Annotated in this window: 16 protein-coding genes; 10 read left to right on the forward strand and 6 right to left on the reverse strand. The window is 72.1% G+C overall.

Annotated features, from left to right (window positions below; genetic code table 11):
• The 3 genes from AB0G14_RS27385 (at position 1) to AB0G14_RS27395 (ending at position 2,502) form a co-directional block, all read left to right on the forward strand.
• The gene (locus AB0G14_RS27385) at positions 1-720 is read left to right on the forward strand and encodes a transposase (protein WP_357702166.1); all 720 of its coding nucleotides are present in this window, start codon (positions 1-3) and stop codon (positions 718-720) included.
• Between the two features lie 276 nt (positions 721-996).
• The gene (locus AB0G14_RS27390) at positions 997-1,983 is read left to right on the forward strand and encodes a DUF817 domain-containing protein (protein ID WP_357702168.1); all 987 of its coding nucleotides are present in this window, start codon (positions 997-999) and stop codon (positions 1,981-1,983) included.
• A 102-nt stretch (positions 1,984-2,085) separates the two neighbouring features.
• Positions 2,086-2,502: a nuclear transport factor 2 family protein gene (locus tag AB0G14_RS27395; RefSeq protein WP_357702170.1), complete on the forward strand. Its 417-nt coding sequence runs from the start codon at positions 2,086-2,088 to the stop codon at positions 2,500-2,502.
• 240 nt (positions 2,503-2,742) lie between these two features.
• Here the strand turns inward: AB0G14_RS27395 and AB0G14_RS27400 are convergent, their stop codons facing one another.
• A complete protein-coding gene (locus AB0G14_RS27400) occupies positions 2,743-3,219 on the reverse strand; it encodes a MarR family winged helix-turn-helix transcriptional regulator (RefSeq protein WP_357702172.1) in 477 nt (158 codons plus the stop codon).
• 647 nt (positions 3,220-3,866) lie between these two features.
• Between AB0G14_RS27400 and AB0G14_RS27405 the strand changes: the two genes are divergently transcribed.
• Complete coding sequence (locus tag AB0G14_RS27405) at positions 3,867-4,721, forward strand: phosphotransferase (RefSeq protein ID WP_357702174.1); 855 nt, start codon at positions 3,867-3,869, stop codon at positions 4,719-4,721.
• Positions 4,722-4,763: 42 nt separating this feature from the next.
• Here the strand turns inward: AB0G14_RS27405 and AB0G14_RS27410 are convergent, their stop codons facing one another.
• Both AB0G14_RS27410 and AB0G14_RS27415 read right to left on the reverse strand, forming a co-directional pair.
• Positions 4,764-5,378: a class F sortase gene (locus AB0G14_RS27410; RefSeq protein ID WP_357702176.1), complete on the reverse strand. Its 615-nt coding sequence runs from the start codon at positions 5,376-5,378 to the stop codon at positions 4,764-4,766.
• Positions 5,379-5,559: 181 nt separating this feature from the next.
• Positions 5,560-6,228 carry a hypothetical protein gene (locus AB0G14_RS27415; protein WP_357702178.1) on the reverse strand — a complete coding sequence of 223 codons (669 nt, stop codon included), beginning with the start codon at positions 6,226-6,228 and terminating at the stop codon, positions 5,560-5,562.
• 659 nt (positions 6,229-6,887) lie between these two features.
• Here AB0G14_RS27415 and AB0G14_RS27420 point away from each other — a divergent pair.
• Positions 6,888-9,089: an MMPL family transporter gene (locus tag AB0G14_RS27420; protein WP_357702180.1), complete on the forward strand. Its 2,202-nt coding sequence runs from the start codon at positions 6,888-6,890 to the stop codon at positions 9,087-9,089.
• Positions 9,090-9,273: 184 nt separating this feature from the next.
• Here the strand turns inward: AB0G14_RS27420 and AB0G14_RS27425 are convergent, their stop codons facing one another.
• Both AB0G14_RS27425 and AB0G14_RS27430 read right to left on the reverse strand, forming a co-directional pair.
• The gene (locus AB0G14_RS27425) at positions 9,274-9,756 is read right to left on the reverse strand and encodes an SRPBCC family protein (RefSeq protein WP_357702182.1); all 483 of its coding nucleotides are present in this window, start codon (positions 9,754-9,756) and stop codon (positions 9,274-9,276) included.
• 16 nt (positions 9,757-9,772) lie between these two features.
• Positions 9,773-10,606 carry an enoyl-CoA hydratase-related protein gene (locus tag AB0G14_RS27430; protein WP_357702184.1) on the reverse strand — a complete coding sequence of 278 codons (834 nt, stop codon included), beginning with the start codon at positions 10,604-10,606 and terminating at the stop codon, positions 9,773-9,775.
• A gap of 121 nt (positions 10,607-10,727) precedes the next feature.
• On the opposite strand from AB0G14_RS27430, the gene AB0G14_RS27435 reads away from it, so the two are divergent.
• Genes AB0G14_RS27435 through AB0G14_RS27445 form a run of 3 tightly spaced genes read left to right on the forward strand, consistent with a single transcriptional unit; the run spans position 10,728 to position 13,496 of the window.
• Entirely contained in the window at positions 10,728-11,972 is a 1,245-nt protein-coding gene (locus tag AB0G14_RS27435; protein ID WP_357702186.1) for an aminotransferase class III-fold pyridoxal phosphate-dependent enzyme, read from the forward strand.
• A complete protein-coding gene (locus tag AB0G14_RS27440) occupies positions 11,969-12,994 on the forward strand; it encodes an SDR family oxidoreductase (RefSeq protein ID WP_357702188.1) in 1,026 nt (341 codons plus the stop codon). Before AB0G14_RS27435 ends, AB0G14_RS27440 begins: the two co-directional genes overlap by 4 nt.
• 31 nt (positions 12,995-13,025) lie before the next feature.
• Positions 13,026-13,496 (forward strand): SRPBCC family protein, encoded by a 471-nt coding sequence (locus AB0G14_RS27445; protein WP_357702190.1) that lies wholly within the window; start codon positions 13,026-13,028, stop codon positions 13,494-13,496.
• A 74-nt stretch (positions 13,497-13,570) separates the two neighbouring features.
• Here the strand turns inward: AB0G14_RS27445 and AB0G14_RS27450 are convergent, their stop codons facing one another.
• A complete protein-coding gene (locus tag AB0G14_RS27450; protein WP_357702192.1) occupies positions 13,571-19,210 on the reverse strand; it encodes an SDR family NAD(P)-dependent oxidoreductase in 5,640 nt (1,879 codons plus the stop codon).
• Between the two features lie 178 nt (positions 19,211-19,388).
• Between AB0G14_RS27450 and AB0G14_RS27455 the strand changes: the two genes are divergently transcribed.
• Both AB0G14_RS27455 and AB0G14_RS27460 read left to right on the forward strand, forming a co-directional pair.
• Complete coding sequence (locus AB0G14_RS27455; RefSeq protein WP_357702194.1) at positions 19,389-21,032, forward strand: fatty acyl-AMP ligase; 1,644 nt, start codon at positions 19,389-19,391, stop codon at positions 21,030-21,032.
• 23 nt (positions 21,033-21,055) lie between these two features.
• A complete protein-coding gene (locus AB0G14_RS27460) occupies positions 21,056-23,443 on the forward strand; it encodes a hypothetical protein (protein ID WP_357702196.1) in 2,388 nt (795 codons plus the stop codon).
• Positions 23,444-23,493 lie beyond the last annotated feature (50 nt).

A 23,493-nucleotide genomic window follows, 5' to 3' on the forward strand; every position in this document is an offset into this window, starting at 1 on the left:
CTGGCCGACACCAAAGCCCGCCGTCGCGCTGTGGCCCGGCGGGTGCCGAGGCCGGGTCAGCGGGGGTCACGGCGGTGGCGGAAGTACCGGGCCCGAGCGCGGGCGGTGGAGGGTCGGCATCGGCGGCGGGTGCGGCAGGCCCAGCACGAGGCCGCCCGTACCGTCGTGGCCTGGGCTGTCGGCCAGCGGGTCGGGGTGCTGCACGTCGGCGACCCACGCGGCGTCCTTCAGATACGGGCGGGGCGGCGGCACAACCTGCGGCTACGGCAGTGGCAGATCGGCCGGCTCCTTCAGATCCTGACCGACAAGGCCACCCTCGCCGGCATCACCGTCCACCTCGTCGACGAACGCGGCACCTCGTCGACCTGCCCTGCCTGCCGTCAACGCGTGCCGAAGCCGCGGGGGCGGACCCTGACCTGCCCGCACTGCCAGTTTTCGGGCCACCGTGACCTGGTCGCGGCGGCCAGCATCGCCACCCGCACCCCGGGCGGCGGACCCACCACCCCGACAGACGTCGTGTTGCCTGGGGTGGTCACGCACCGTCGAGCCGGCCGGCACCTACCCGGCGCCGGCCAGTCCCGACGTGACCCCCGCCGCCCCCAGGGCGGCGCGAGGATCAGTTTGGCCCGCGGTGGCCCGCCCCACCAACCGTTGGTGGGGAGTCGCTCGCCCACACGGCGAGGATCCACAACACCCCACCGGACACCCGGTGAACGTTAGTGGACACCGCACTAGGGACCGGCAGGACGCCGGTTCGAGCCCGGTCGACGGATCTCCGCCCCGCCGATCGGCCGAGGGCAGCCAATCCGGCACCTCGTCGGTCCTGAAGGTGGTGCACGAGTTCCGGCCGGCTGAGCAGACGGGGTGACCTGCGGTGGACTCCGCTGAGCGACAGGACGCCGCGTCGGCCGTGCTGGTAGGGATGACCTCCCGGAGCAGGGCACCCACCGCCCACCGGCGCGGGCTCGGGCTGGGCCGGCCGATAGCGTCGCGGTGATGCGTACCCCGTCCGGACCAGCCGCCCTGACCACGGCCGAACGCGCGATCGATGCCCGCTTCCGCGCGGTCCTGGCACGGCTGCCCGAGCGTGGGCCGATCTGCTGGCTGGCCGAGTTCGTGGTCTTCGGGCTCAAACAGGCCTGGGCGTGCGTGTTCGGTGCGGCGATGCTGGCGGTCATCCTCGCGGCGCGCCTCTGGTACCCGGCGGACGCGGCACTCGCCCGCAACGACTTCCTGACTCTCGCCGCGGTCGCCATCCAGATCGGGATGGTGGCCGGACGCCTGGAAACCCTGCGCGAACTGCGGGTGGTGGTCCTGTTCCACCTCGTCGGCACGGCCATGGAGCTGTTCAAGACCCACGTCGGCTCGTGGTCCTACGCGCCCGACGGGGTCCTGCGACTTGCCGGGGTGCCCCTCTTCAGCGGCTTCATGTACGCCGCCGTCGGCTCCTACATGGTCCGGGTCAACCGGCTGTTCGACCTGCGTTTCGCGCGTTACCCGAAACGCTGGGTGACGGCTGTCGTGGCCACCGCGATCTATGCCAACTTCTTCGGCAACCACTACGTCCTGGACGTGCGATGGGTGCTCGTCGCCGTCGTCGCGCTGGTGTTCGGGCGCTGTGTCATGCAGTTCCGCGTGTTCCGGTTCCGCTTGCGCATGCCGCTCCTGCTGGCCTTCCTCCTCGTCGCCCTCTTCATCTGGCTCGCGGAGAACGTCGCCACCTGGTCGCAGGCTTGGCTCTACCCGAGCCAGATGAGCGGTTGGCACCCGGTTTCGCCGGAGAAGCTCGCGTCGTGGTTCCTCCTCATGATCATCTCGGTCGTGCTGGTCACCTGGATCTCGCCGCCGCAGCCGCCCGACGACCGGCGACGGCGGCCCCTCCCGGCGGGGGTGCGTGCTGGCAGCAGTCGTCGCGGCCGCGACCATAGCGGGCCGCAGCCGTACGACTTCCGCGATCCGCCGACTTGGCCTCGGTCGACCTGACCGTCGATACAGTGGGCCCGAACACCTGACGGCACGAACGATCGAGCCGCCGCGCGGGCCCGGCTGCGGCGCCCGCGCGACAGGAGAAGGGCGGTCCGCCTCATGGCGACGAACCGGGACGTCGTCTCCCGCGCCCTCGCGAACTGGTCCGCCGGCACCGGCGCCATCTCCGACATCCTTGCTCCCGACGTGCGGTGGGAGATCGTGGGCAACTCGGCGGTGTCGCGCACGTACCACGGCGTCGACGACTTCGTCACCCAGGCGCTGCGGCCGTTCGACGCGCGATTCAGGCCGGAGAGCCCGTACCGGCCGGTGCACGTGCGGGCGATCTACGAGGACCCGGACGCGAACACCGTCATCGCCGTGTTCGACGGCACCGGCGTCACCGTCGCCGGCACCACCCACGACAGCACCGTCGCCTGGTTCCTGACCTTCCGCGACGGCAAGGTGGTCGACGGGACGGCGTTCTTCGACAGCATCGCCTTCAACGAGGTCTGGAAGATCCCGCCGGCCGGCTGACCGCGCCGAGCCGTGACGGCTGGGCTGCACGTCGCCGGCGCCGGCGAGCCTGCCCAGGTGGCCGGGCATCCCGATCCGCGGCGTACGCCACGCCGCTGGACACCGAGTGGGGCCGGGCGACCACCGTGCCGCAGCTCGAGCATGACGGGCCGGCGAAGACCGGCGTTCGACGCCAGCCGTCCTCGTGTCGTGGTGGAAGCTGGGGCTTCCCGCCGGTCGGCGAGTGTTGGGGCGACGGTGTCACGGTGCGGGGACTCTCGACGTGTCGGCTCCACGAGGAGAGGCGTTGAGGATCTGGGCGAGTGCGGACGTCACGTCCTGGAGGCGGTCGTGTCCGACCACGGCCCCCCAGCGGGCCTCCAGGTCCGCGAAGAATCTCGTGGCGACCTCGGCGGCCCGGGTGCCGCGGTCGGCGTAGACGACGACGCGACCGCGGCCGTCGGTGGGGTCAGGGACACGCCGCACGTAGTCGCGTTGTTCCAGGTAACCCACAAGCTCGCTCATCGCCTGAGGGGTCATCCCGGCTCGCCTGGCCAGGATGGTGGGCCGGGTGCCGTCACAGTCGATGAACCGGAACACGTTGAGGTAGTGGGTGGGCCGCAGATCGCCGTGTCCGGTCTCGACGAGGTGGTGGTGGAGTTGGTCGAGGATCAGGTTGAACGCCTGACCGATGAGCTGCGGGAGGAACGGCTGGTCGCTTGTGGATCCTTCGGGCACCTTATAATCTCGCCTTCTAAGGTTGCTTGATTACTTGAGCCTAGCCAAACGGAGCAGCATGCCCCAGCCCCACCTCGTCGGCATCTCCGAGGCGGTGCCCACCCAGGGCTTCACCACTGCCATCCCCCATCCCGGCCGTTGGCGCCGGGCCGGCGACTCGCCGCCGGTTGCCGGCCTCGCGACAGCGACACCGACTGCGGGATACCCCTGGCGCATCCCATCCCTCACCCAACCGGAAGGGGCGTGGCCGTGAGATGGCGTAGGACCGCGAGGGTGGTCGCCGGAATGACCCTCGTCCTGCTCGGCCTGTTATGGATGCTGCAGGGGGCCGACCTCATCCGGATAAGGCCGATCCTGTGCGTCGCCGACTGTCAACCCGTCACGGGTGGGTCACCCGGCTGGCTGGCCGCCGGCGTGGTCACCGTGATTGTCGGCCTCGCTGTGATGGGTTTCCGGCCACGCCGACGCCAACGGTGTCGCGCATAGATCGTCCACCGGCCACCGTTGCATACGCGGAGACATCCAAGACCACTTCAGCCTTTTCATCCCCGACGCCAGTCATCGCATCACACCGTGGAGGCTCCATGCCCGGGCAAGCCGGCCCAGCCCTATCCGAGTGGGACGATCAACAAACCGCACTGCGAACGGTGTCCGCCCACCTGCCCGACATTCATGTCACGTCGGTGGTCCCGCTCGGGGCAGGCCTGGACAACATTTCGTACGAGGTGAACGACAACCTCGTGGTCCGAATCTCCAAAGACCCCGACTCCGACGAACGCACCGCCCGCGCGATCCGTGAATGTCAGCTACTACAGGTGGTCGCACCCGCATCACCTCTACCGGTGCCCCAACCACTGCTCGCGGCGGCCGAAACCGGTGTTCTGGCGTACCCCAAACTGCGCGGCCGCCCACTCCTGTCGATTCGTGAGACATCGCGCGCGGCGCTGATCCCGTCAGTCGCGACCGCCCTGGGTGAACTGCTCCGCGCTCTTCACGCCATCCCCGCCGACCGCGTGGCCGGGCTGGTCGACATCGACGACACGCCGCTGATCGAGTGGCACCGCGACGCCGAGGAGTTCTACTCGGTTGTCGCCGGGCACATCCCACCTCGGCACCGGCCAGCCGTCGACGCCTTCTTCCAGTCCACCCCGCCGCCAGAACCGCACACGTCGGTGTTCACCCACAATGATCTCGGCATCGAACATGTCCTCGTCGACCCCGACGACGGTGAGGTCACCGGCATCATCGACTGGAGTGACGCCGCCATCGCCGACCCCGCCTACGACTTCGGCCTGATCTGTCGCGACCTTGGCCCACACGCACTCGACCTCGCCCTAGCCAGGTACGACGCACCTGGGCCCGACCGCACGGGCCTGCACGACCGGGCGGTCTTCTACGCCCGATGCACCCTGTTCGAGGACGTGATGTACGGAGTCGACACCGGGCAGGACGCCTACGTGAGCAAGAGCCTGGAGGCGATGACGTGGCTGTTCCGTCAATAGCGTGAGAGGGCGGCGTGCCACCAACGCAGCGAACGGTGGTGGTCAGGACGCCAGCGTCGCGAACACCACGATGTTGTCCTTGTACGACTTCGCTGCCTTGTCGTAGTCGCCACCGCAGGTGATCACGCGGAGCTGCGCCTTGCCGGTGTGACCGTAGACCAGGCTAAGCGGGAGCTTTTTCTTCGGGTAGCGGGCCACCCCGTCGACGACAAAGCGGGCCTTCTTGCCGTCTTGGCGGGGCACCTCGATGGTGTCTCCGGGTTTCAGCGCGCCCAGGCGGTAGAAGACCGCCCGACCCGTGGCGCGTGAGTCGACGTGGCCCACCACCACCGCGGTCCCGACCTCACCGGGACTTGGTCCCAGCTTGTACCACCCGGCCGTCTTGGGCTGATTCAGCGGCGGGACCGCGATCTGCTGGTTCCGGTCCAGCCCGAGCGGAACCGTCGGCGCGTCGACGCCGATCCGCGGGATCCTGATGCGGGTGGGCTGCGATCGCGGCATCCCGGCCACCTTCGGTGCGGGAGACGGGCGGGTCGCGGTGGACCCGGGATCGGCTTCGAGGCGGCCGCGAGCACTGTGCGCCTCGCCGTGGGTCGTCCCGGCCGGCGACGCGTTGGCTTCGCTCGGCGTCGGGTCTGGTGTGGTGGGTTCGTCCACCAACGGTGAGAGCAGGGACTGCGGTGCGGCGGCGGGGTCGGGCTGCGGCGGCCCGACCGGATCAGGAGCCGTGGCGGCGACCGTGATCAGTCCTGCTCCGGTAAGCGTGATGAGGACGACCAGGACGAGGCCAGCGGCCCGCCACGGGAATCCGTGGCGGCCGCTGGCGCTCCTGGCCGCTCTAGGCGACAGTGCCATTGGCGGACCGCCGACGCAGCAGTGCGATGCCACCGAGCACGCCAACGCCCATCATGCCGGCACCGGCCGCCGTCAGGGCACCGGTGTTGGTGTCGGAGAGCGCGCCACCGTCACCGGCCGCGACGCCGGCCGTCCTCGGCAACACCCAGGCTCCGTCCGGACCCGCGTACGCGCCGCTGCTGCCGGCAGGCTGGCCCACCGGCGAACCAGCCTTGCCGATACCGGCCTCGACCATCCCGAGGAGGTCGGCGAGCAGATCGGTCTCGACATCCACCTCCACGTCGAGGTCGCGGATGCAGACGACGATGTTGTTCGGCTGGGTCCTGTTGTCGTTCGACGCTGACTGCGCCGCGGACAGGTTGAAGGTGACGATGCTGTTCGTGATGGTGTTGTCCTTGATGATCTGGGTGATGTTCTGCTCGTTGATCTGCTTGTTGGTAGCGCAGGTGACCCCGTTACCCTTCTTGTCCTGCAGGCTGAAGGTCTTCGGCTTGTCGTCTGACTTCTTCTTCGCCTGCCCCTGGTTCGAGGTCGTGGGCTCCTTGGGACCTTCGTCGGTCGCGGCGAGCGCGGTGGCGGGCGCAGCGAGCAGCAGGGCGGCGCTGCCCAGCACCACCCCGCCGGCGAGCTTGGTCAAGAACCTCATCGACATGTTCCTCACTCCCTTCTGGTCGGCTCAGGAGGACGAGCCATGAGGAACGTTAGGCCGATTCATATGAAACAAGAGGGCTTTTCCGGGTTTCGCAACATCTGGCCCTTGGGGTGCTATAAGTAGTTGATTCACGTTCACTGGGGCGTAAGGACCGTTCTGTCCGCCTAGGTCCGGTAGCGGCTAGATGCTGCCAGGCGGCGCTGCCACCTGCGCGGCTCGTGGTGGCACCTACCCACCGCCGTCGGGGGAGCCGCCGGCCTGCTGATCGCGGCGACTGAGGAACCGCTTCCGCGCCCCGGCCGCTGCCCGGTGACGCGAAGGTGCTCGTCGAGGGCCACCTGGCACATGCGGCCGGGCGGGCCTCCGGACACGCGGCGCAGCCCGGGTGGGCGGTCTGGATCAAGCCGTCAGCCGGAGTGACGGCGACGTACCCCCAGCAGGCCCGAAGTGTCGGTGATGACGAACCGTTGATCTTCTTGCCCGCGTCGTAGGACGAGGGCGACGCAATGGGATCTTGCCTTGGGTGCGCGAACTCGCAGGTGCCAGCCGGCCGGTACGTCCATCCGCCCCGCCCCGGTCGTCAAGGTAGGGCTGTCCCCACCCCCACCAGGAGGCTCACGGGATCGACCCGCCCCGTCGCGCTCCATACCGTTCGAGCCATGAGATCCAGGGAAGACGTCACCGGCGTCGCGGCGCACGTCGCGGTGTGGAGTGCCCGTCACCGCACGCTCGCCATACTCGGCTGGCTGGTCTTCGTCGTCGGCGTCACCGTCCTGAGTGGGCAGGCCGGCATCGTCAAGGCGACCGACAGCGACTTCGGCCTCGGCGAGTCCGGCCACGCCGACCGTATCGTCGAACAGGCCGGCTTCCCCACAGAGCACGCCGGCGAGATGGTGATCGTCAGCTCGCGCACATCGACGGTGGACGGTCCGGAGGGGCGGGCCGCCATCGCCGAGGTCACCGCCGCCGTGCAGGCCACCGGCGCCACCGACGCGATGGAGCCGCCGGTGATCTCCGGGGACGGGAAGTCGGCGCTGCTCACCTTCGCCATGCACGGCGACCCGCGGACTGCCAAGGACCGGGTCGGGCCGGTCCTCGACGCCGTCGCCGCCGTCCAGCGGGCGCACCCGCAGCTGTACATCGCGCAGGCCGGCGACGCCAGCAGCGACAAACTCGTCGGCGACGACCTCGACGCCGGCCTGACCAGGCTGTCGATGCTCTCCATCCCGGTCACCCTCGGCATCCTGTTCGTCGCCTTCGGCGCGGTCGCCGCCGCGTTGCTGCCGGTCGGGCTCGCCATCACCGCCGTCGTCGCCGCGATCGGCCTGCTCGGCTTCACCAGCCACCTGGCGCCGACCGTCGACACCACCATGCACGTCATGCTGCTCGTCGGGCTGGCCGTCGGCGTCGACTACTGCCTGTTCTACATCCGCCGGGAGCGCGACGAACGCCGCAACGGCGCGGATCCGCAGCGCGCGCTGGTCATCGCCGCGCAGACCTCCGGCCGGTCGGTCTGGATCTCCGGGCTGACCGTCATCGTCGCCATGGCCGGCATGTTCCTCACCCGTGACACCACCTTCGTCAGCTTTGCCGTCGGCACCATCCTCGTCATCGCGACCGCGGTGCTCGGCTCGCTGACGGTCCTGCCGGCGCTGCTGTCCGCGCTCGGCGACCGCGTCGATTCGGGCCGGATCCCCGTCCTGTACCGCACCCGTTCCGACGGCCGGGTGTGGGGCACGGTTCTGCGGCTCGTCCTGCGTCGCCCGCTGGTCTCGGCGGTGCTCGCCGCCGTGGCTCTCGGCGCGCTCGCCGCACCCGCACTGGACCTGTGTACGAAGGGGGAGGGTGTCGAGGACCTGTCTCCGAGCGCGCCGATCGCGCAGGCGTTCGTGGCGATCCAGACGGCGTTCCCAGGCGGCGCCGCCCCGGCCGAGATCGTGGTCAAGGCCCCGCAGGTCACGGGGCCCGCCTGGAACGGTGCGATGGCGGCGTTCAAGGAGCAGGCGTTGGCGACCGGCCGGTTGCACGAGCCGATCACGGTCGAGGTCAACCCCGCCGGTACGGTCGCCGTCGTCAGCGTCGGGCTGTCCGGCTCCGGCGGGGACCGCACCTCCGAGGAGGCCCTGGCGACCCTGCGCGGAACCGCGCTGCCGGCGACCCTCGGCCGGCTGCCCGACGCCTGGGTCGGCGTCACCGGCGCCACCGCCACCTCCCAGGATTTCAACGACCAGCTCGCGAAGTCCCTGCCGCTGGTCTTCGGGTTCGTTCTCGGCCTGGCCTTCCTGCTCCTGCTGGTGTCGTTCCGGTCCGTCGTCGTGGCCGTCACCGGCGTGCTGCTCAACCTGCTGTCCGTCGCCGCGGCCTACGGCATGCTGGTCTACGTCTTCCAGTACGGTCACTTCGAGTCGCTGCTCGACTTCCGCGCCGCCGACGGCATCACCAACTGGATGCCGCTGTTCCTGTTCGTCATCCTGTTCGGGCTGTCGATGGACTACCACGTCTTCGTCGTCAGCCGGATCCGGGAGGGCCACGACCGAGGACTACCGACCCGGCTGGCGGTCACCGAGGGGATCACCCGCACGGCCGGGGTCATCACCAGCGCGGCGACGGTGATGGTGGCCGTGTTCGCGCTGTTCGCCACGCTGCCGATGGCCGCTCCCAAGCAGCTCGGCGTCGGGCTCGCCGCAGCCGTGCTGCTCGACGCGACGATCGTCCGCGCGGTACTGCTGCCGGCGGTCATGGCCCTGCTCGGCGAGAAGAACTGGTGGCTGCCCCGGTGGCTGGAATGGCTCCCGCGCGTGTCGCACGACCTGCCCGCGGCCCCGCAGCAGGAGCGCACGCTGGCGACGACGGGGGCATGACCCCGCCCGCCGAACCCGGCCCTACCCGTCCTCGGGTCAAGGCCGGGTTCGCCGTCGGGTCAGGCGCGTGACCGAACCTCCGGTCCCGAGGGCCGGCACGCCGGGCGGCGGGCCCGAGGTCGGATCCGGGGTCGCCGACGCGGCCGGTTGCCTGGGCGGCGTGACGCGGTCGGCCGCCGCGGGGTCAGGCCGCTTCCAGCTCCCGCTTCAGCCGGCGCAGGGTCTCCCGCATGCCGTTCCGGTTCACGGTCGGGCGGTCGCCCGACGCCCTGCCGGTGAAGATCCGGCCGAGAACGCGGGCCGTCCCGTTGCGCCGGTCCTGCCAGTACTCGGTCACCTCGGTGCCGCCGTCGGTCTCGCTGAACCGGTAGCCCCAGCGGGCCACCGGCTGGCCGAAGGTGGTGACGTCGAAGGCGAACTCGCTGCCCGGCGTCGCGGTGACGACCCGGCAGGTGGTGAACCACAGCAACGGGCCCCGGCGGTTCCAGCCGACGAACCGTCGCGGCTGCCCGTCGTCGCGCCGGGTGACCCAGACCGCGACGCACTCCGGGCTCCAGCGGGCCATCCGGCGTACGTCGGCAACGGCCGCGTAGACCGTCCCCGCCGGTGCCGCGACGGTGATCTGTTCGGCGATTTCCGGACCGTGCCCGGCCGCTCCCGCAGTCATGCCGCAACCATAGACGTCATTCGTTCCTCCACGGGAGGTGGTCGGGCAGGTCGCTGCTGACCCGCCCGGGGAAGGCCGGAGGCCGTCGCTGCCGGAAGGAGTCGAAGCCCTCCCGCGCGTCCGCGCTGGTCAGGGCCTCGGCGGAGAGTCGCGAGTCCAGCCGGTGCGCCGGGTACGGCGAGTCCAGCGCGCTGGTCCGGTACAGCATCTGCCGGATGACCGCCACGGACACCGGCGCGGTGGTGGCGATGATGGTCCGCGCGAGCTGGTACGCCTTGTCGAGCAGGTGCTCCGGCTCGTGGACGCTGTGCACCAGGCCGGCCGAGAGCGCCTCGGCGGCGTCGAACGCCCGCCCGCTGATCATCCAGTCGAGCGCGCAGCCCATCCCGACCAGCCGCGGGAGGAACCAGGTGGACGCGCCCTCGGCGTAGATGCCGCGCCGGCTGAAGACGTACCCGAATCGCGCGTCGGTGGCGGCGAGCCGGTAGTCGGCCGGCAGGATGATGGTGGCTCCCGCGCCGACGGCCGCGCCCCGGATCGCGGCGATGACCGGCTTGTTCATCGCGAAGATCCGCATCGAGCACCGTCCCGCCGGTTCCGCCCACTCGGCCTCCGGGTCGTCGGGGGTGTCGAACTCCGTCACGGACATGTCCAACCCGGCGCAGAAGTGCTCACCCGTGCCGGTGAGGACGACGACCCGGACGTCGTCGTCGCGGTCGGCGCGGTCGAACGCGTGCGCGAGTTCGTCGGCCATCCGCAGCGTGTAGCCGTTGCGCTCCTCGGGACGGTTGAGCGAGACCGTGGCGATCCGGTCCGAAACGGAGTAAATGATCTCGCTGTACGTGTCCACGCCGGCACCCTAGAGCAAGGTCAAGGCCCGCAGCAATGCTCGACGGGTCGGCTGTTCGGTCATCGACCGCTGTCCTGAGTAGACCATTGATCGAGTCGTGCCGTTCGGGCAGACTTCCGCCGTGTCCTCCAGTGTCTTCGATATCTACCGCCGCCATCTCGGCGAGGGGCTGGGTCGGGTCGCCGCCATGCTCCACACACCACTGGAGGTCGGCGCCACGGGCGCCGTGGTGCACACCGCGGACGGTCGTCAACTGCTGAACTGCGCCGGCTACGGCGTGTTCTTCGTCGGCGCCGGGAATCCGGCCGTGCTCACGGCGGTGCGCGACCAGCTCGAACGGCAGGCGTTGTCCACCCGGGTGCTGCTGAACGAGCCCGCCGCCCGGGCCGCCGAGGCGTTGACCTCGGTGGCGCCGGAGGGCCTGGTCAAGGTGCACTTCTCCAACTCGGGCGCGGAGGCGGTGGAGACCGCGATCAAGATCGCCCGGGCGAACGGGCGACACCGGCTGGTCTCCATGCACAGCGGATACCACGGCAAGACCGTCGGCGCGCTGTCGCTCACCGCGCGGTCGCTCTATCAGGACCCGTTCCGCCCGCTGCTGCCCGAGGTCACCCACGTCAGGTTCGGCGACCTGGACGAACTCGCCGCCGTCGTCGACCGTGACGTCTGCGTGGTCGTCGAGCCGGTGCAGAGCGAGGGCGGGGTGATCATCCCCCAGCCCGGCTATCTCAAGGCGGTCGAGACGCTGTGCCGCGATCGGGGTGCGATGCTCGTCCTGGACGAGGTGATGACCGGGCTGGGGCGGCTCGGGACCTGGTGGGCGGCGGACCGCGACGGCGTACGGCCGGATGTCCTGCTGGTCGGCAAGGCGCTCAGCGGCGGGCTGGTGCCGGTCGCGGCGACCCTGGCGACCGCGGAGACGTTCGCCCCGTTCGACAAGGACCCCTACCTGCACACGTCCACGTTCTCCGCAAACCCCCTCGCCATGGCCGCCGTCCGCGCGACGGTCGAGGTGATCAGGGAGGAGAAGCTGGTGGAGCGGGCGGCCGACCTGGGCGCGCGGCTACTTGCGGCGATCACCGAGACGGTGCGGTCGATCGGGCACCTGGTGGCCGACGTACGCGGCGCCGGGCTGCTCATCGGAGTGGAGTTCCGCTCCGGAATGCACGCCGCGGAGTTCCTGATGGACCTGCTCGACAACGACGTGGTCGTCAACCACTCGATGAACGCGCACCCGGTGCTGCGGCTCACCCCGCCCGCCACGATGACCCCCGACGAGGAAGAACGGCTGGTCGCCTCGTTCGAGCGGGCCTGCGCCGCTCTGGCCGCGCGTTTCCCCGCCACCGGAAGCGACTCCCCCGCATGACGCGACGTACCGTCCTGGTCACCGGGGCCAGCGGCGTCGTGGGCACCGCCGTACTGGCCGAGCTCTCCGGGTACGACGTGATCGCCGCCGCCTACCGGCGCCTGCCGGGCGGCTCGAACCGGGTGGTCCGGCTGGACCTGCACGCCCCGTCGCTCGGGCTCGACCGCCGCGCCTACCGCGAGCTGTGCGCCGAGGTCGACGCGGTCGTCCACTCGGCCGCCATCGTCAACTTCTCCGCCGACCAGGCGGAGGTGGACCGGCTCAACATCGAGGGCCTCGGCCGGGTCGTCGAGTTCGCCGCCGAGGCGGACGCCACCCTGGTCCACGTCAGCACCGCCTACGTGTCCCGGTACGGCCGCGCCGGTGGCGGCGGCAGGCTAGGCACCGAGAAGGTGGCCGCGCGGACCGACGAGTACGTCACGTCGAAGTACCTCGGCGAGCAGACGGTCCGCGACAGCGGCATCGACGCGGTGATCGTCCGGCCCGCGATCGTCATCGGCGACTCCCGTACCGGCGTCATCCGTCAGCCCCAGGGAGTGCACCAGCTCGCCGAGTACCTGGTGACCGGCAAGCTCCCGTTCATCCCGGCGCATCCCGGCACGTTCTTCGACCTCGTCCCCCAGGACATGGTCGCGCAGGGAATCCGCGCGGTGCTCGACGCCGACCTGCGCAAGGGCGACTACTGGCTGACCGCCGGGCCCGCCGGCATCCCGGTGGAGCGTTACCTCGAACTGGTGACGGAAACCGCCCGCGAGTGCGGCATGGACATACCCGACGGCCGGATCGCGGATCCGTCCATCGTGGACCGGCTGGTCCGGCCGGCGTTCGCGGACGTCCTACCTCCCGAGGACCTGGCGCGGCTGGACGGCGTGGTGGCCGTCTGCGGGCTGGTCATCATCCCCGAACTGCTGCCGACGTCGTTCGGCACGATTCCCGGCGGACCGGACGCGATGACCCCGGCGCAGGCCGAGGACGCGTGGCGGGTCAGCCTGCGTCACCTGATCCGGGGGTTGCCGCAGTGATCGTCAACCCGAGCTAAGGAGGCCACCCGCGATGGAGTGCTCCGTCATCGTGCACGCTCTGCTACCCAGGGCAGACGCCAAGGAGTCGTTCGACCGGTTGGCCGACTTCGCCGCGTATCCGGAGTTCACCGACACCGTACGGACGGTCGGGGTGACCCAGGTCAGCCCGACCCAGGTGGAGTCGAAGTGGGAGGTGAACTTCCGCCGGGGCATCCTCGTCTGGACCGAACGCGACGAGATCGACCCGGTCAACCGCCGCATCGACTTCGAACAGACCACGGGCGACTTCGCGACGTTCACCGGCTCGTGGCTGGTCGTCGAGGCCGACGAGGGGGTGCGGGTCGAGTTCGACAGCCGATTCGACCTGGGCATCGCCTCCCTGGCGAGCCTGATCGACCCGGTGGCGTGCGCGGCGATGCGCGACTCGATCCGGGACATCCTGGTCGGGCTGTTCGGCTCCGACATCGAGGTCACCGTGGTGGAGGCCGCCCCGCTCGGGTGAGCGACCGCGGGCCGTCCTCCAGCCGCCCGATCGGATGGAGGACGGCCCGCTTTCTCGACGGCCGAGGCGGGCTCCTAGTCGAGCAGGTCGAAGAAGTCGTCCTTCGCCGCGTCGACCTTGTCCGACTCGGTGTCGACCAGCGACAGCAGCTGGTTCAGGGCGTCGGCGAGCCGCTTGCGCGCCACACCGTCCATTGTCAGGCTGGCCAGGCTGGACTCCAGCCGGGTCAGCTCCTCCAGCGCCCCGAGCGCGGTGGACGCCTGCTCGGGTAGCAGCTCACCACGCAGGTAGCCGACCAGTTCCCGCACGTTCGGGTAGTCCAACACCAGGGTCGCTGGCAGGGTCAGCCCGGTCGCGGTGGCGAGCCGGTTACGCAGCTCGACCGCCGTCAGCGAGTCGAACCCGAGCTCGGGCAGGCTCCGGGTGCCGTCCAGGTCGGCGGCGGAGGTGTGGCCGAGAACCCTGGCGGCCTCGGCGAGCACCATCTCCCGCAGCACCCGGTCCTGTTCGGCGGGAGCGAGCCCGGGCAGGGTCCTGGCGAGGTCCGTGCCTCCCGCCTGGGTGCCGCCGACCGGGCCGGGCGCGCCGCCGGTCACCGGGTCGACCGACGCGGTGGCCGGCAGCCCCCGGCCGGCGACGTCCGCGCCGGCCGGGCGGTCCGGGGCCATCAGGTCGTGCAGCACCGGCGGCACCGACCGCCGGTCGTGCCCGTCGAGCAGGGCGCTGTCCACGTCGACGAGGACCGGCGTCGCCGCGTCCGAGTCGAGCGCCCGTTCCAGCAGGGCAAGTCCGCGCCCCGGCGGCAACGGCGTCAGCCCGATCCCGCGCATGCGACGCAGGCCGGTGTCGCTGACCTGCTCGGCCATCCCGTCCGGCAGCTCCCACAGGCCCCACGCCAGCGACTGCCCCGGTAGCCCCTGCGCGCGCCGCTGCTCGACGAGGGCGTCGAGGTAGGCGTTGGCGGCGGCGTAACCCGACTGCCCGGGCGAGCCGAGCAGGCCGGCGGCGGAGGAGAAGAGCACGAACGCGGCCAGGTCGCACTCGCGGGTCTGCTCGTGCAACTGCCGTGCGCCGTCCGCCTTCGGCCGCAGCACTCCGGCCACCCGCTGCGGGGTCTGCGACTCGACGACCCCGTCGTCCAGCGCACCGGCCAGGTGCAGCACGGCGGTGAGCGGATGCTCGGCGGGGATGGACCCCAGCAGGTCGGTCAGGGCCGCCGGGTCGGCGACGTCGCAGGCGACGACGCGCACCGACTCCGCGCCGAGCGCGGTCAGCTCGCCGACCAGGTCGGCGGCGCCGGGGGCGTCGGCTCCACGCCGGGACGTGAGCACCAGGTGCCGCGTCCTGCGCCGCTCGACCAGGTGCCGTGCCACGAGACGGCCGATGGCGCCGGTCGCGCCGGTGACGAGGACGGTGCCCTGCGGGGCCCACGGCCGTGGTCCGACGCGGGTGACGGCCTCGGAATCGGTGGGGGCCCCGGTCTCCGGGACGAGGCTGTCGGCGGCCGACGGGCGCAGCCGAGGCACCAGCAGTCCGCCGGCGCGGACGGCGACCTGCGGTTCTCCGGCGGAGCCGGCCGCGGCGAGCGCCTGCCGCGACGCCGGGTCGTCGTCCAGGTCGATCAGCGCGAACCGGCCGGGGTGCTCGGACTGCGCCGACCGCAGCAGCCCCCACGCCGCCGCCTGCGCGAGGTCCCGGGACTGGTCGCCGACGGCCCGCCGGGTCACCACCGCCAACCGGGCGGCGCGGTACCGGGGGTCGACCAGCCAGCGGTGTGCCAGGTCGAGCGCGGCGGCGACGGTGGGGTGCGGGTCGTCACCGCCCGGCGGCAGTTCGGTGAAGACGAGGTCGGGAACCTGGTCGCTGGCCGTCAACTCGTCGAGCCAGACCACCGGCTGGTCGGATCGGACCGGCGCGGCCGGCACCCAGCGAAGCTCGTACCCGCCACCCGACCCGGACGGCCCGAGGGCGAGCCGGTCGGGGGTGATCGGCCGCAGCGCGACGTGCCGGACCGAGGCGACCGGCGCACCGGACGGGTCGGCGAGGACGACGTCGACACCGTCGCCGTCGCGGGTCAGCCGGACCCGCAGCGCCGTGGCGCCTCGGGCGTGCACCTGTAGGCCCGTCCAGGAGAACGGCAGCGCGATCCCGTCGTCCGCGCCGGCGTCGGCGAGCAGGGCGAGGGCGTGCAGCGAAGCGTCGAGCAGCGCCGGGTGCAGCAGGAAACCCTCGGTCGCGGCGGCGTCGGCGGGCAGCGTCACGTCGGCGAAGATCTCGTCGCCCCGCTGCCACGCCCGGCCGACACCCTGGAACACCGGGCCGTAGTCGTAGCCACCGGCGCACAGGCGGTCGTAGAAGCCGTCCGTGTCCAACGGCGCCGCGCCCGGCGGCGGCCACAGCCTCAACCGGGTGGCGTCGCTGGTCCGCACCGGGGCGACGGTTCCCGTCGCGTGCGGCGTCCACGTTCCGCCGGGTGGGCGCGCGTGGATGGTCAGCGGGCGGGTCGGGTCGCCGTCCGTCCCGGCGACGACCACCCGGGTCTCCACGGCGCCGGCCTCGGGGAGCACCAGCGGCGCCTGCAGGAGGAGCTCCACCACCTCGGGGCAGCCGGCGTGCGCGCCCGCGCGCGCCGCCAGCTCCGCCAGCAGGGCGCCCGGTACGACGACCGCCCCGCCCACGCGGTGCTGGGCGAGCCACGGTTGGGCGGCGATCGACAGTTCGCCGGTCAGCAGCACTCCGGCGTCCAGCGTCTCGGCCGGCTCCCCGAGCAGCGGCCGGGCCGGTTGGGTCAACCAGTACCGCCGGTGCTGGAACGGATAGGTGGGCAGCTCCGCGGGCGGGACGTCCCCGCCGACCAGCGCGGGCCAGTCGACGTCCACGCCGTGGGCGAACAGGCGAGCCACCGCGCCCCAGGCGGAGTCCCGTTCGTCGCGCCCGCCGCGCAGCAGCGGCACGGCGATCGTCGGGTCACCCGTGTCGGCGTCCAGGTCGCCGACGGAGTCGAGGACCATGGCCGACAGCACGCCGCCGGGCCCGACCTCCAGGAACCGGCTCACCCCCTGCTCGCGTAGCCGGCGTACGCCCTGCGCGAACCGCACCGGTTGCCGCGCGTGCCGACTCCAGTGCCCCGGTGTGATCATGTCCACCGGCAGGCCCGTCTCGTTGGAGACCAGCGGGATCTCCGGCGCCCGGTGGGTGAGGTCCGCCTCCAGCTTGGCGAGGTCCGCGAGCATCGGCTCCATCAACGGGGAGTGGAACGCGTGGCTGACGCGTAGCCGGGTGGTCCTGCGGCCTCGTGCGGCGAACGCGTCGGCGACGGTCTGCACCGCGCCCTGCGGGCCGGCGATGACGACCGACGTCGGGCCGTTGACGGCGGCGAGCCCGACCTGCGCCGCGGGGTCGGCGATCAGCGGCTCGACCTCCTGCGGGGTGGCCTGGATCGCGGCCATCGCGCCGCCGGCGGGCAGCGCCTGCATCAGCCGTCCGCGGGCGACGACGAGGCGGGCGGCGTCGTCCAGCGACAGCGCGCCGGCCACGTGGGCGGCGGTGATCTCCCCGATCGAGTGGCCGAGGACGAAGTCCGGCCGGACGCCCCAGTGTCGCAGCAGCCGGTACAGCGCCACCTCCACGGCGAACAGCGCCGGCTGGGTGTACTCGGTCTGGTCCAGCAGGTCCGGGTCGCCGTCGATGACCGCGCGGATGGGACGGTCCAGGTGCCGGTCCAGTGCGGCGCAGGCCTCGTCCAGGGCGGCGGCGAAGCGCGGTTCGACCGCGGCGAGTTCCCGCCCCATCCCGGGTCGCTGCGATCCCTGTCCGGGGAAGACCAGGGCCAGCCTGCCCTCGCTTACCGTGCCGGTGACCACGGCCGGGGCGTCCTGCCCGGCGGCGAGCGCCGCGAGGGCGTCGCGGTCGAGGACGACGGCGCGCTGTTCGAACGCCGTACGGCGGGCTGCCGCGACCGCCGCCGCGCGGGCCGGCAGGTCGGGGTGGGCGTCGAGGTAGGCGTCGAGGCGGCGGGCATGTTCGCGCAGCGCGGGGACGGTCCGCGCGGAGAGCACCAGCGGCACCGGCACAGCCGCGCTGTCGGTCGGGGCGACGGGCTCGTCCTGCGGCGCCTCCTCGACGATGACGTGCGCGTTGGTGCCGCTGATCCCGAACGACGACACCGCCGCGCGACGCGGCCGGGTGCCGGCCGGCCAGGGCTGCTCGTCGGTCAGCAGCCGTAGCGGGCCGGCGGACCAGTCCACGTACGGGGTGGGTTCGTCGACGTGCAGCGTGCGGGGCAGCCGGCCGTGCCGCAGCGCCAGCACCATCTTGATGACCCCGGCCACGCCGGCCGCCGCCTGGGTGTGTCCGATGTTCGACTTGACCGACCCGAGCCACAGCGGACGCTGCCGGCCGGAGCCGTACGCGGCGGTCAGCGCCTGAGCCTCGATCGGGTCGCCCAGCCGGGTGCCGGTGCCGTGCGCCTCCACCACGTCCACGTCGGGTGCGTCGAGGCCCGCGTCGGCGAGCGCGTCGGCGATCAGGCGTTGCTGGGACGGACCGTTGGGCGCGGTGAGGCCGTTGGACGCCCCGTCGGAGTTGACCGCGCTGCCCCGCAGGACCGCCAGGACGCGCCGGCCGTGCCGGCGTGCGTCGGCGAGCCGTTCGAGGACCAGCACACCGGCGCCCTCGGCCCAGCCGGTGCCGTCGGCGGACGCGGCGAACGACCGGCACCGCCCGTCCGGGGAGAGCCCGCCCTGGCGGCTGAACTCGGTGAACACCAACGGCGTCCCGATCACGGTGACCCCGCCGGCCAGTGCGAGGTCGCACTCGCCGGTACGCAGCGAGCGGGCCGCCAGGTGCAGCGCCACCAGCGACGACGAGCAGGCGGTGTCGACCGACAGCGAGGGTCCTTCGAGGCCCAACGTGTACGACACGCGGCCGGAGACGATGCTGGACGCGTTGCCGGCCATCAGGAAGCCGGCGACCTCCGGCGGGATGGCGCCGAGGCGCGGGGCGTAGTCGCCGGCGATGACGCCGGTGTACACGCCGGTGCGGCTTCCGCGCAGCGTGCGCGGGTCGATGCCGGCGCGTTCCAGCGCCTCCCAGGAGATCTCCAGCATCAGCCGCTGCTGCGGGTCGGTGGCCAACGCCTCGCGGGGCGACAGGCCGAAGAAGCCGGCGTCGAAGTCGCCGGCGTCGTAGAGGAACCCCCCGTGGCGGGCGTAGGTGGAGCCGGGACGGTCGGGGTCGGGATGGAACACCTGCGGGTCCCAGCCCCGGTCGGTCGGGAACGGCCCGATGCCGTCGCGGCCGTCGGCCAGGAAGGTCCAGAAGTCCTCGGGGGTGGCCGCTCCGCCGGGGAAACGGCAGGCCATCGCCACGATGGCGATCGACTCGGACGCATCCGAGGGCGTGCCGTCCGGCTCGCCGGCCGTCGGCGTGGCCACGCGGCGCCCCGGTTGCGGGTCCGCGTCCGGGCCGCCGACCTGTTCGGCCAGGTACCCGGCCAGGGCCGACGGGTTGGGGTAGTCGAAGGCGAGGGTGCCGGACAGTTGGAGCCCACTCGCCTCGGACAGCCGGTCGGCCAGTTCGAGCGCGGTCAGTGAGTCGAAGCCAAGCTCGGCGAAGGCACCGTCGGCAGTGACGTCACCACGCGGCCGACCGAGCACCTCGGCCGCCTGGGTACGTACGACATCCAACCACCACTGCGTCCTGGAGTCACCCATTCAGGCGGCCGCCCTTCCGCGATCATCAACGTCGGTGCCGCGGTCACCCACCGGGCAGCGATCATCCTCCATCGGTCACGGCGGCCAACACAATCGCCCGTACGGACTCCACAAAGGATCTATGGTCTTTGTCGATCGCCCTGTCTACGCTGTCCCGCATGATTCAGGCGAGATCGAGGTGAGCCGTTTCGTCGACGGCGTCGTCGGCACCGCCGGGCGGTCGCCGGGCGGCATGGTCACCGGCGCCCCCGCGAACCCGGTGCGGCGCGGCTGGGGGCAGTTGCACGAGGCGGCCCGGCGTACGGCGGCGGCACTGGTCGCGGGCGGCCTGGCTCCCCGCCAGGCCGTCGCGGTCCTGGCCGGTGACCCGGGGGAGGTCGCGCGGGTCGCCCAGGGGACGTGGCTGGCCGGTGGCAGCGTGACCATGCTGCACCAGCCGACCCCGCGGACCGACCTGTCCGTCTGGCGCGACGACACGCTGCGTGTCCTGCGCATGATCGACGCGCGTCTGGTGCTGGTGGGTGCCCCGTTCGAGGCGATGGCCGGCGTGCTGCGTGAGCAGGGCGTCCCCCACCGGATGATCGGCGACCTGGACAACGACCGGGAGTTCACCGTCGTGCCCGCCGCCGAGGACGACACCGCGCTGCTCCAGTTGACCAGCGGCTCGACCGCCGAGCCGAAGGCGGTGCGAATCACCCACCGCAACATCCACGCCAACCTCGTCGACACCGCGGCCCACCTCGAGTGCGGCGACAACGACGTGCTGGTCAGCTGGCTGCCGCTGTTCCACGACATGGGCATGGTCGGCTGCCTGCTGCTGCCCATGTTCACCGGCATCGACCTGGTCATGGTCACGCCCGCGGAGTTCCTCGGCCGTCCGATGGTGTGGGCGGAACTGATGAGCCGGTACGGCGGCACGATCACCGCCGCGCCGAACTTCGCGTACGCGATCCTGACCCGGCAGCTCGCCCGCGCCGACGCCGGTTCGCTCGACCTGTCCCGGTTGAAGGCCCTGTGCAACGGCGCGGAGCCGATCGACCCGTCGACGGTGGAGGCGTTCGTCGCGGCCGGCGCCCGGTTCGGCCTGCGGCCGGAGGCGGTGAACTGCTGCTACGGCGCGGCGGAGAGCGCCCTGGTCATCTCGCTGTCGGCGCTGTCGGATCCGATGCTCCTCGACACCGTCGACGCCTTGGAGCTGGAGAAGAACCGGCGGGCGGTACCGGCGGGCGACGACCACCCGACCGCCGTGCGCCGGCTGCCCATGCTCGGCGCCGCCCACCCGAGCGTGACCGTGCGGGTCGTCGACGACTCCGGCGCCGAGCTGGGCGACCGTGAGGTCGGCCGGTTGCAGCTGCGCGGTGACTCGGTTACCCGGAGCTACCTCACCGAGGACGGTCCGGCCCCGGCCCTGGACGACGACGGCTGGTTGGACATCGGCGACGAGGGCTACCTGGTCGACGGTCAGATCGTGGTCTGCGGCCGCCGCAAGGACGTCGTCATCATGGGCGGTCGCAACATCTATCCCACCGACATCGAGCGCGCGGCCGCCGGCGTCGACGGCGTCCGGGACGGCAACGTCGCGGCGGTACGACTGATGGCCGGCGACGGGGTGGCGCGGGAGTCCTTCGCGGTGCTGGTCGAGTCACGCCTGGTCGGTGACCCGGCCGCCGAGAGGGCGCTGTCCGACGCGATCGCCAACCGGGTCCTCGCCGACGTCGACGCCCGTCCGGCGGAGGTCGTGGTGCTGCCTCCGGGCAGCCTTCCGAAGACCCCGTCGGGCAAGCTGCGCCGCGCGGCGGCCCGCTCGCTCATCCCTCGTTGACCGTCCGCCTCCGGAGGAATTCTGTGCGATCCCTTGATCAGGCCCGTGCCCTCTGCGAGTCGTACCTGCCGGGGCTGCTCGACGGGTTGTCGACGGTCCCGTTCGAGCAGCGGGAGGCCTCCGGTGGCGGCACGCTGCCGGTGTTCCGGGCCAGCGGCGGCCCGAGCCTGGTGATCCCGAAGGACTACGGCGGGCTCGGCGCGTCCCCGTTGGACGCGGTACGGGTCACCCGCGCGATCGGCGCCCACGCACCGTCACTGGCGGTCGCGACCACGATGCACCACTTCTCCGTGGCGACGCTGTTCACCTTCGCCGAGAGCATCAAGAACTCGGGCATGGAGTGGGCCCTGCTGGAGGCGATCACCAGCCGCAACCTGCTGGTCTCCTCGGGCTTCGCCGAGGGCCGCCCGGCCCAGGGGATCCTCTCCCCCTCAATGACGGCGACGCCGGTGGACGGCGGCTACCGGATCAACGGGTCGAAGAAACCGTGCAGCCTGAGCCACTCGATGGACCTGCTGACGGCCAGCGTGGCGGTGCCCGCACCGGGTGGCGGCCAGCAGACCGCCTTCCTGCTCATGCCGGCCACGCTGCGCGGCATCACCCGGCACCCGTTCTGGGGCAGCAGCGTGCTCGCCGGCGCGGAGAGCGACGAGGTCCGGCTGACCGACGTGTTCATCGAGGAGGAACTGGTCATCCCGACCGAGAACGGCCCGGACGGGATGCTCGACGACCTGCAGACCGTCGGGTTCATCTGGTTCGAGCTGCTCATCACCGCGTCGTACCTGGGCATGGCCAGCGCGCTCGTCGAACGCGCGTTGGCCGCCGGGCGCGGCGCGGTCACCGACCGCGCCGCGCTGGGCACCCGGCTGGAGACGGCGACGCAGCTGCTGGAGGGCGCGGCCCGCGCCATGCAGGCCGGCGAGACGGACAACGACGCGCTGGCCCGTGTCCTGATGGCCCGCTACGGCACGCAGGACGCCATCACCGACGCCGCCCGCCAGGCGGTCGAGATGCTCGGAGGCATGTCGTTCATCCGCTCCCCCGAGGTGGCCTACCTGGTCGCGGCCTGTCAGTGCGTCGCGTTCCACCCGCCGTCGCGGGCCAGCGTCGCGTCGCCGCTGGTCGACTACCTCGACGGCACCCGCCCGTTCATCATGAACGACAGCGCCCCGGCGCCGGCCGCGCAGCCACCGGCGGCGCCGCAGGCACCTGCCGCGCAGCCGCCAGCGGCGCCGCAGGCACCTGCCGCGCAGCCGCCGGCGGCGCCGGTGCCGCCGTCCGTGGTCCCGCCGGCCGGTGCACCCGCGCCCGGCCTCACGATCGAGCCGGCCCCGACCCCGGCCCCTCCTCGATCCGCCGACGCGGCACCGGTCACCGTGCCCGGCCCGCGCCCGCAGCCGGTGGTCACCTACAGTCCCCAGCCCGCGGCCCCCCGCACCGACGAGCGGTCGGGGATGACGGCGGCCGACGCCGCCGACTGGGACCAGGCGTCCGCCCTGTTCGACGGCGCGGAGGGCATCCGGCTGACCGCACGCGACTGCGACCTGCGGTACTGGTTCGCCAACGTCCCGCAGCGCACGCTGCGCGGAAACATCGTGGGCTACTCGCCGGAGCTGGTGACCCCGGACTTCCTGCACGAGCCGGGCCCGCTGCGGGACGCACTGATCCAGGAGGTCGCGTTCCGCGCGCTGGCCGAGGAGCGGGCGGCCCGCGCGATCGGTCACATCGTGGCGTGCGCGCCGGACTCCACGACCGCCGAGTTCTACGCCACCCAGCTGATGGACGAGACCCGGCACGCGATGATCTTCCGGAACCACCTGCGGAACCTCGGCATCGACGAGCACGACGTCGCCGCCGTCATCGCCGAGCAGACCGCGCACGACAAGGCGACCATCCTCGACCCGTTGGAGGAGTACGGCATGCCGATCGTGCGCGAGCAGCAGGACTTCGTCGGCGGTGTGGTGCTGCTGACGATCCTGGTCGAAGGGTTCCTCGCCCCGTCGTTCGAGCTCAGCGAGCGCAAGTGGCGACCGATCGACCCGCGGATGGCGAACATGGAGAAGGGCGCCGCCATCGACGAGGTGCGCCACCTGGCCGTCGGCACGTCGATCATCCGCGAGCACGTGCAGCGGCACCCCGACGAGAAGGAACGCCTCGTCGAACTCATCCGCGACGGCATGCGGCTGTGGGAGCAGTTGCCGGTGTCCGACCAGCTCACCCGCTGGGAGAACTGGTTCCAGGAAGGCATCGCCGCGCACCTGGCCGCCATCGGTGACTACGAGGTGTGGGACGGGCGGCGGCTGGTCGACACCACGCCGGAGGAACGCATCCAGAAGGCTGTCGAGGTCACGAGCATCGTGCACTCCACCCGCCTCACCGACATGGGCCTCGGCCGGGCGTTGATCTACTAACCCGCCATCGGCGTGGCCTGGGGCGGCCCCAGGCCACGGGCGCGCCTCAC

The sequence above is a fragment of the Micromonospora sp. NPDC023814 genome, assembly GCF_040639595.1.
Lineage (GTDB): Bacteria > Actinomycetota > Actinomycetes > Mycobacteriales > Micromonosporaceae > Micromonospora.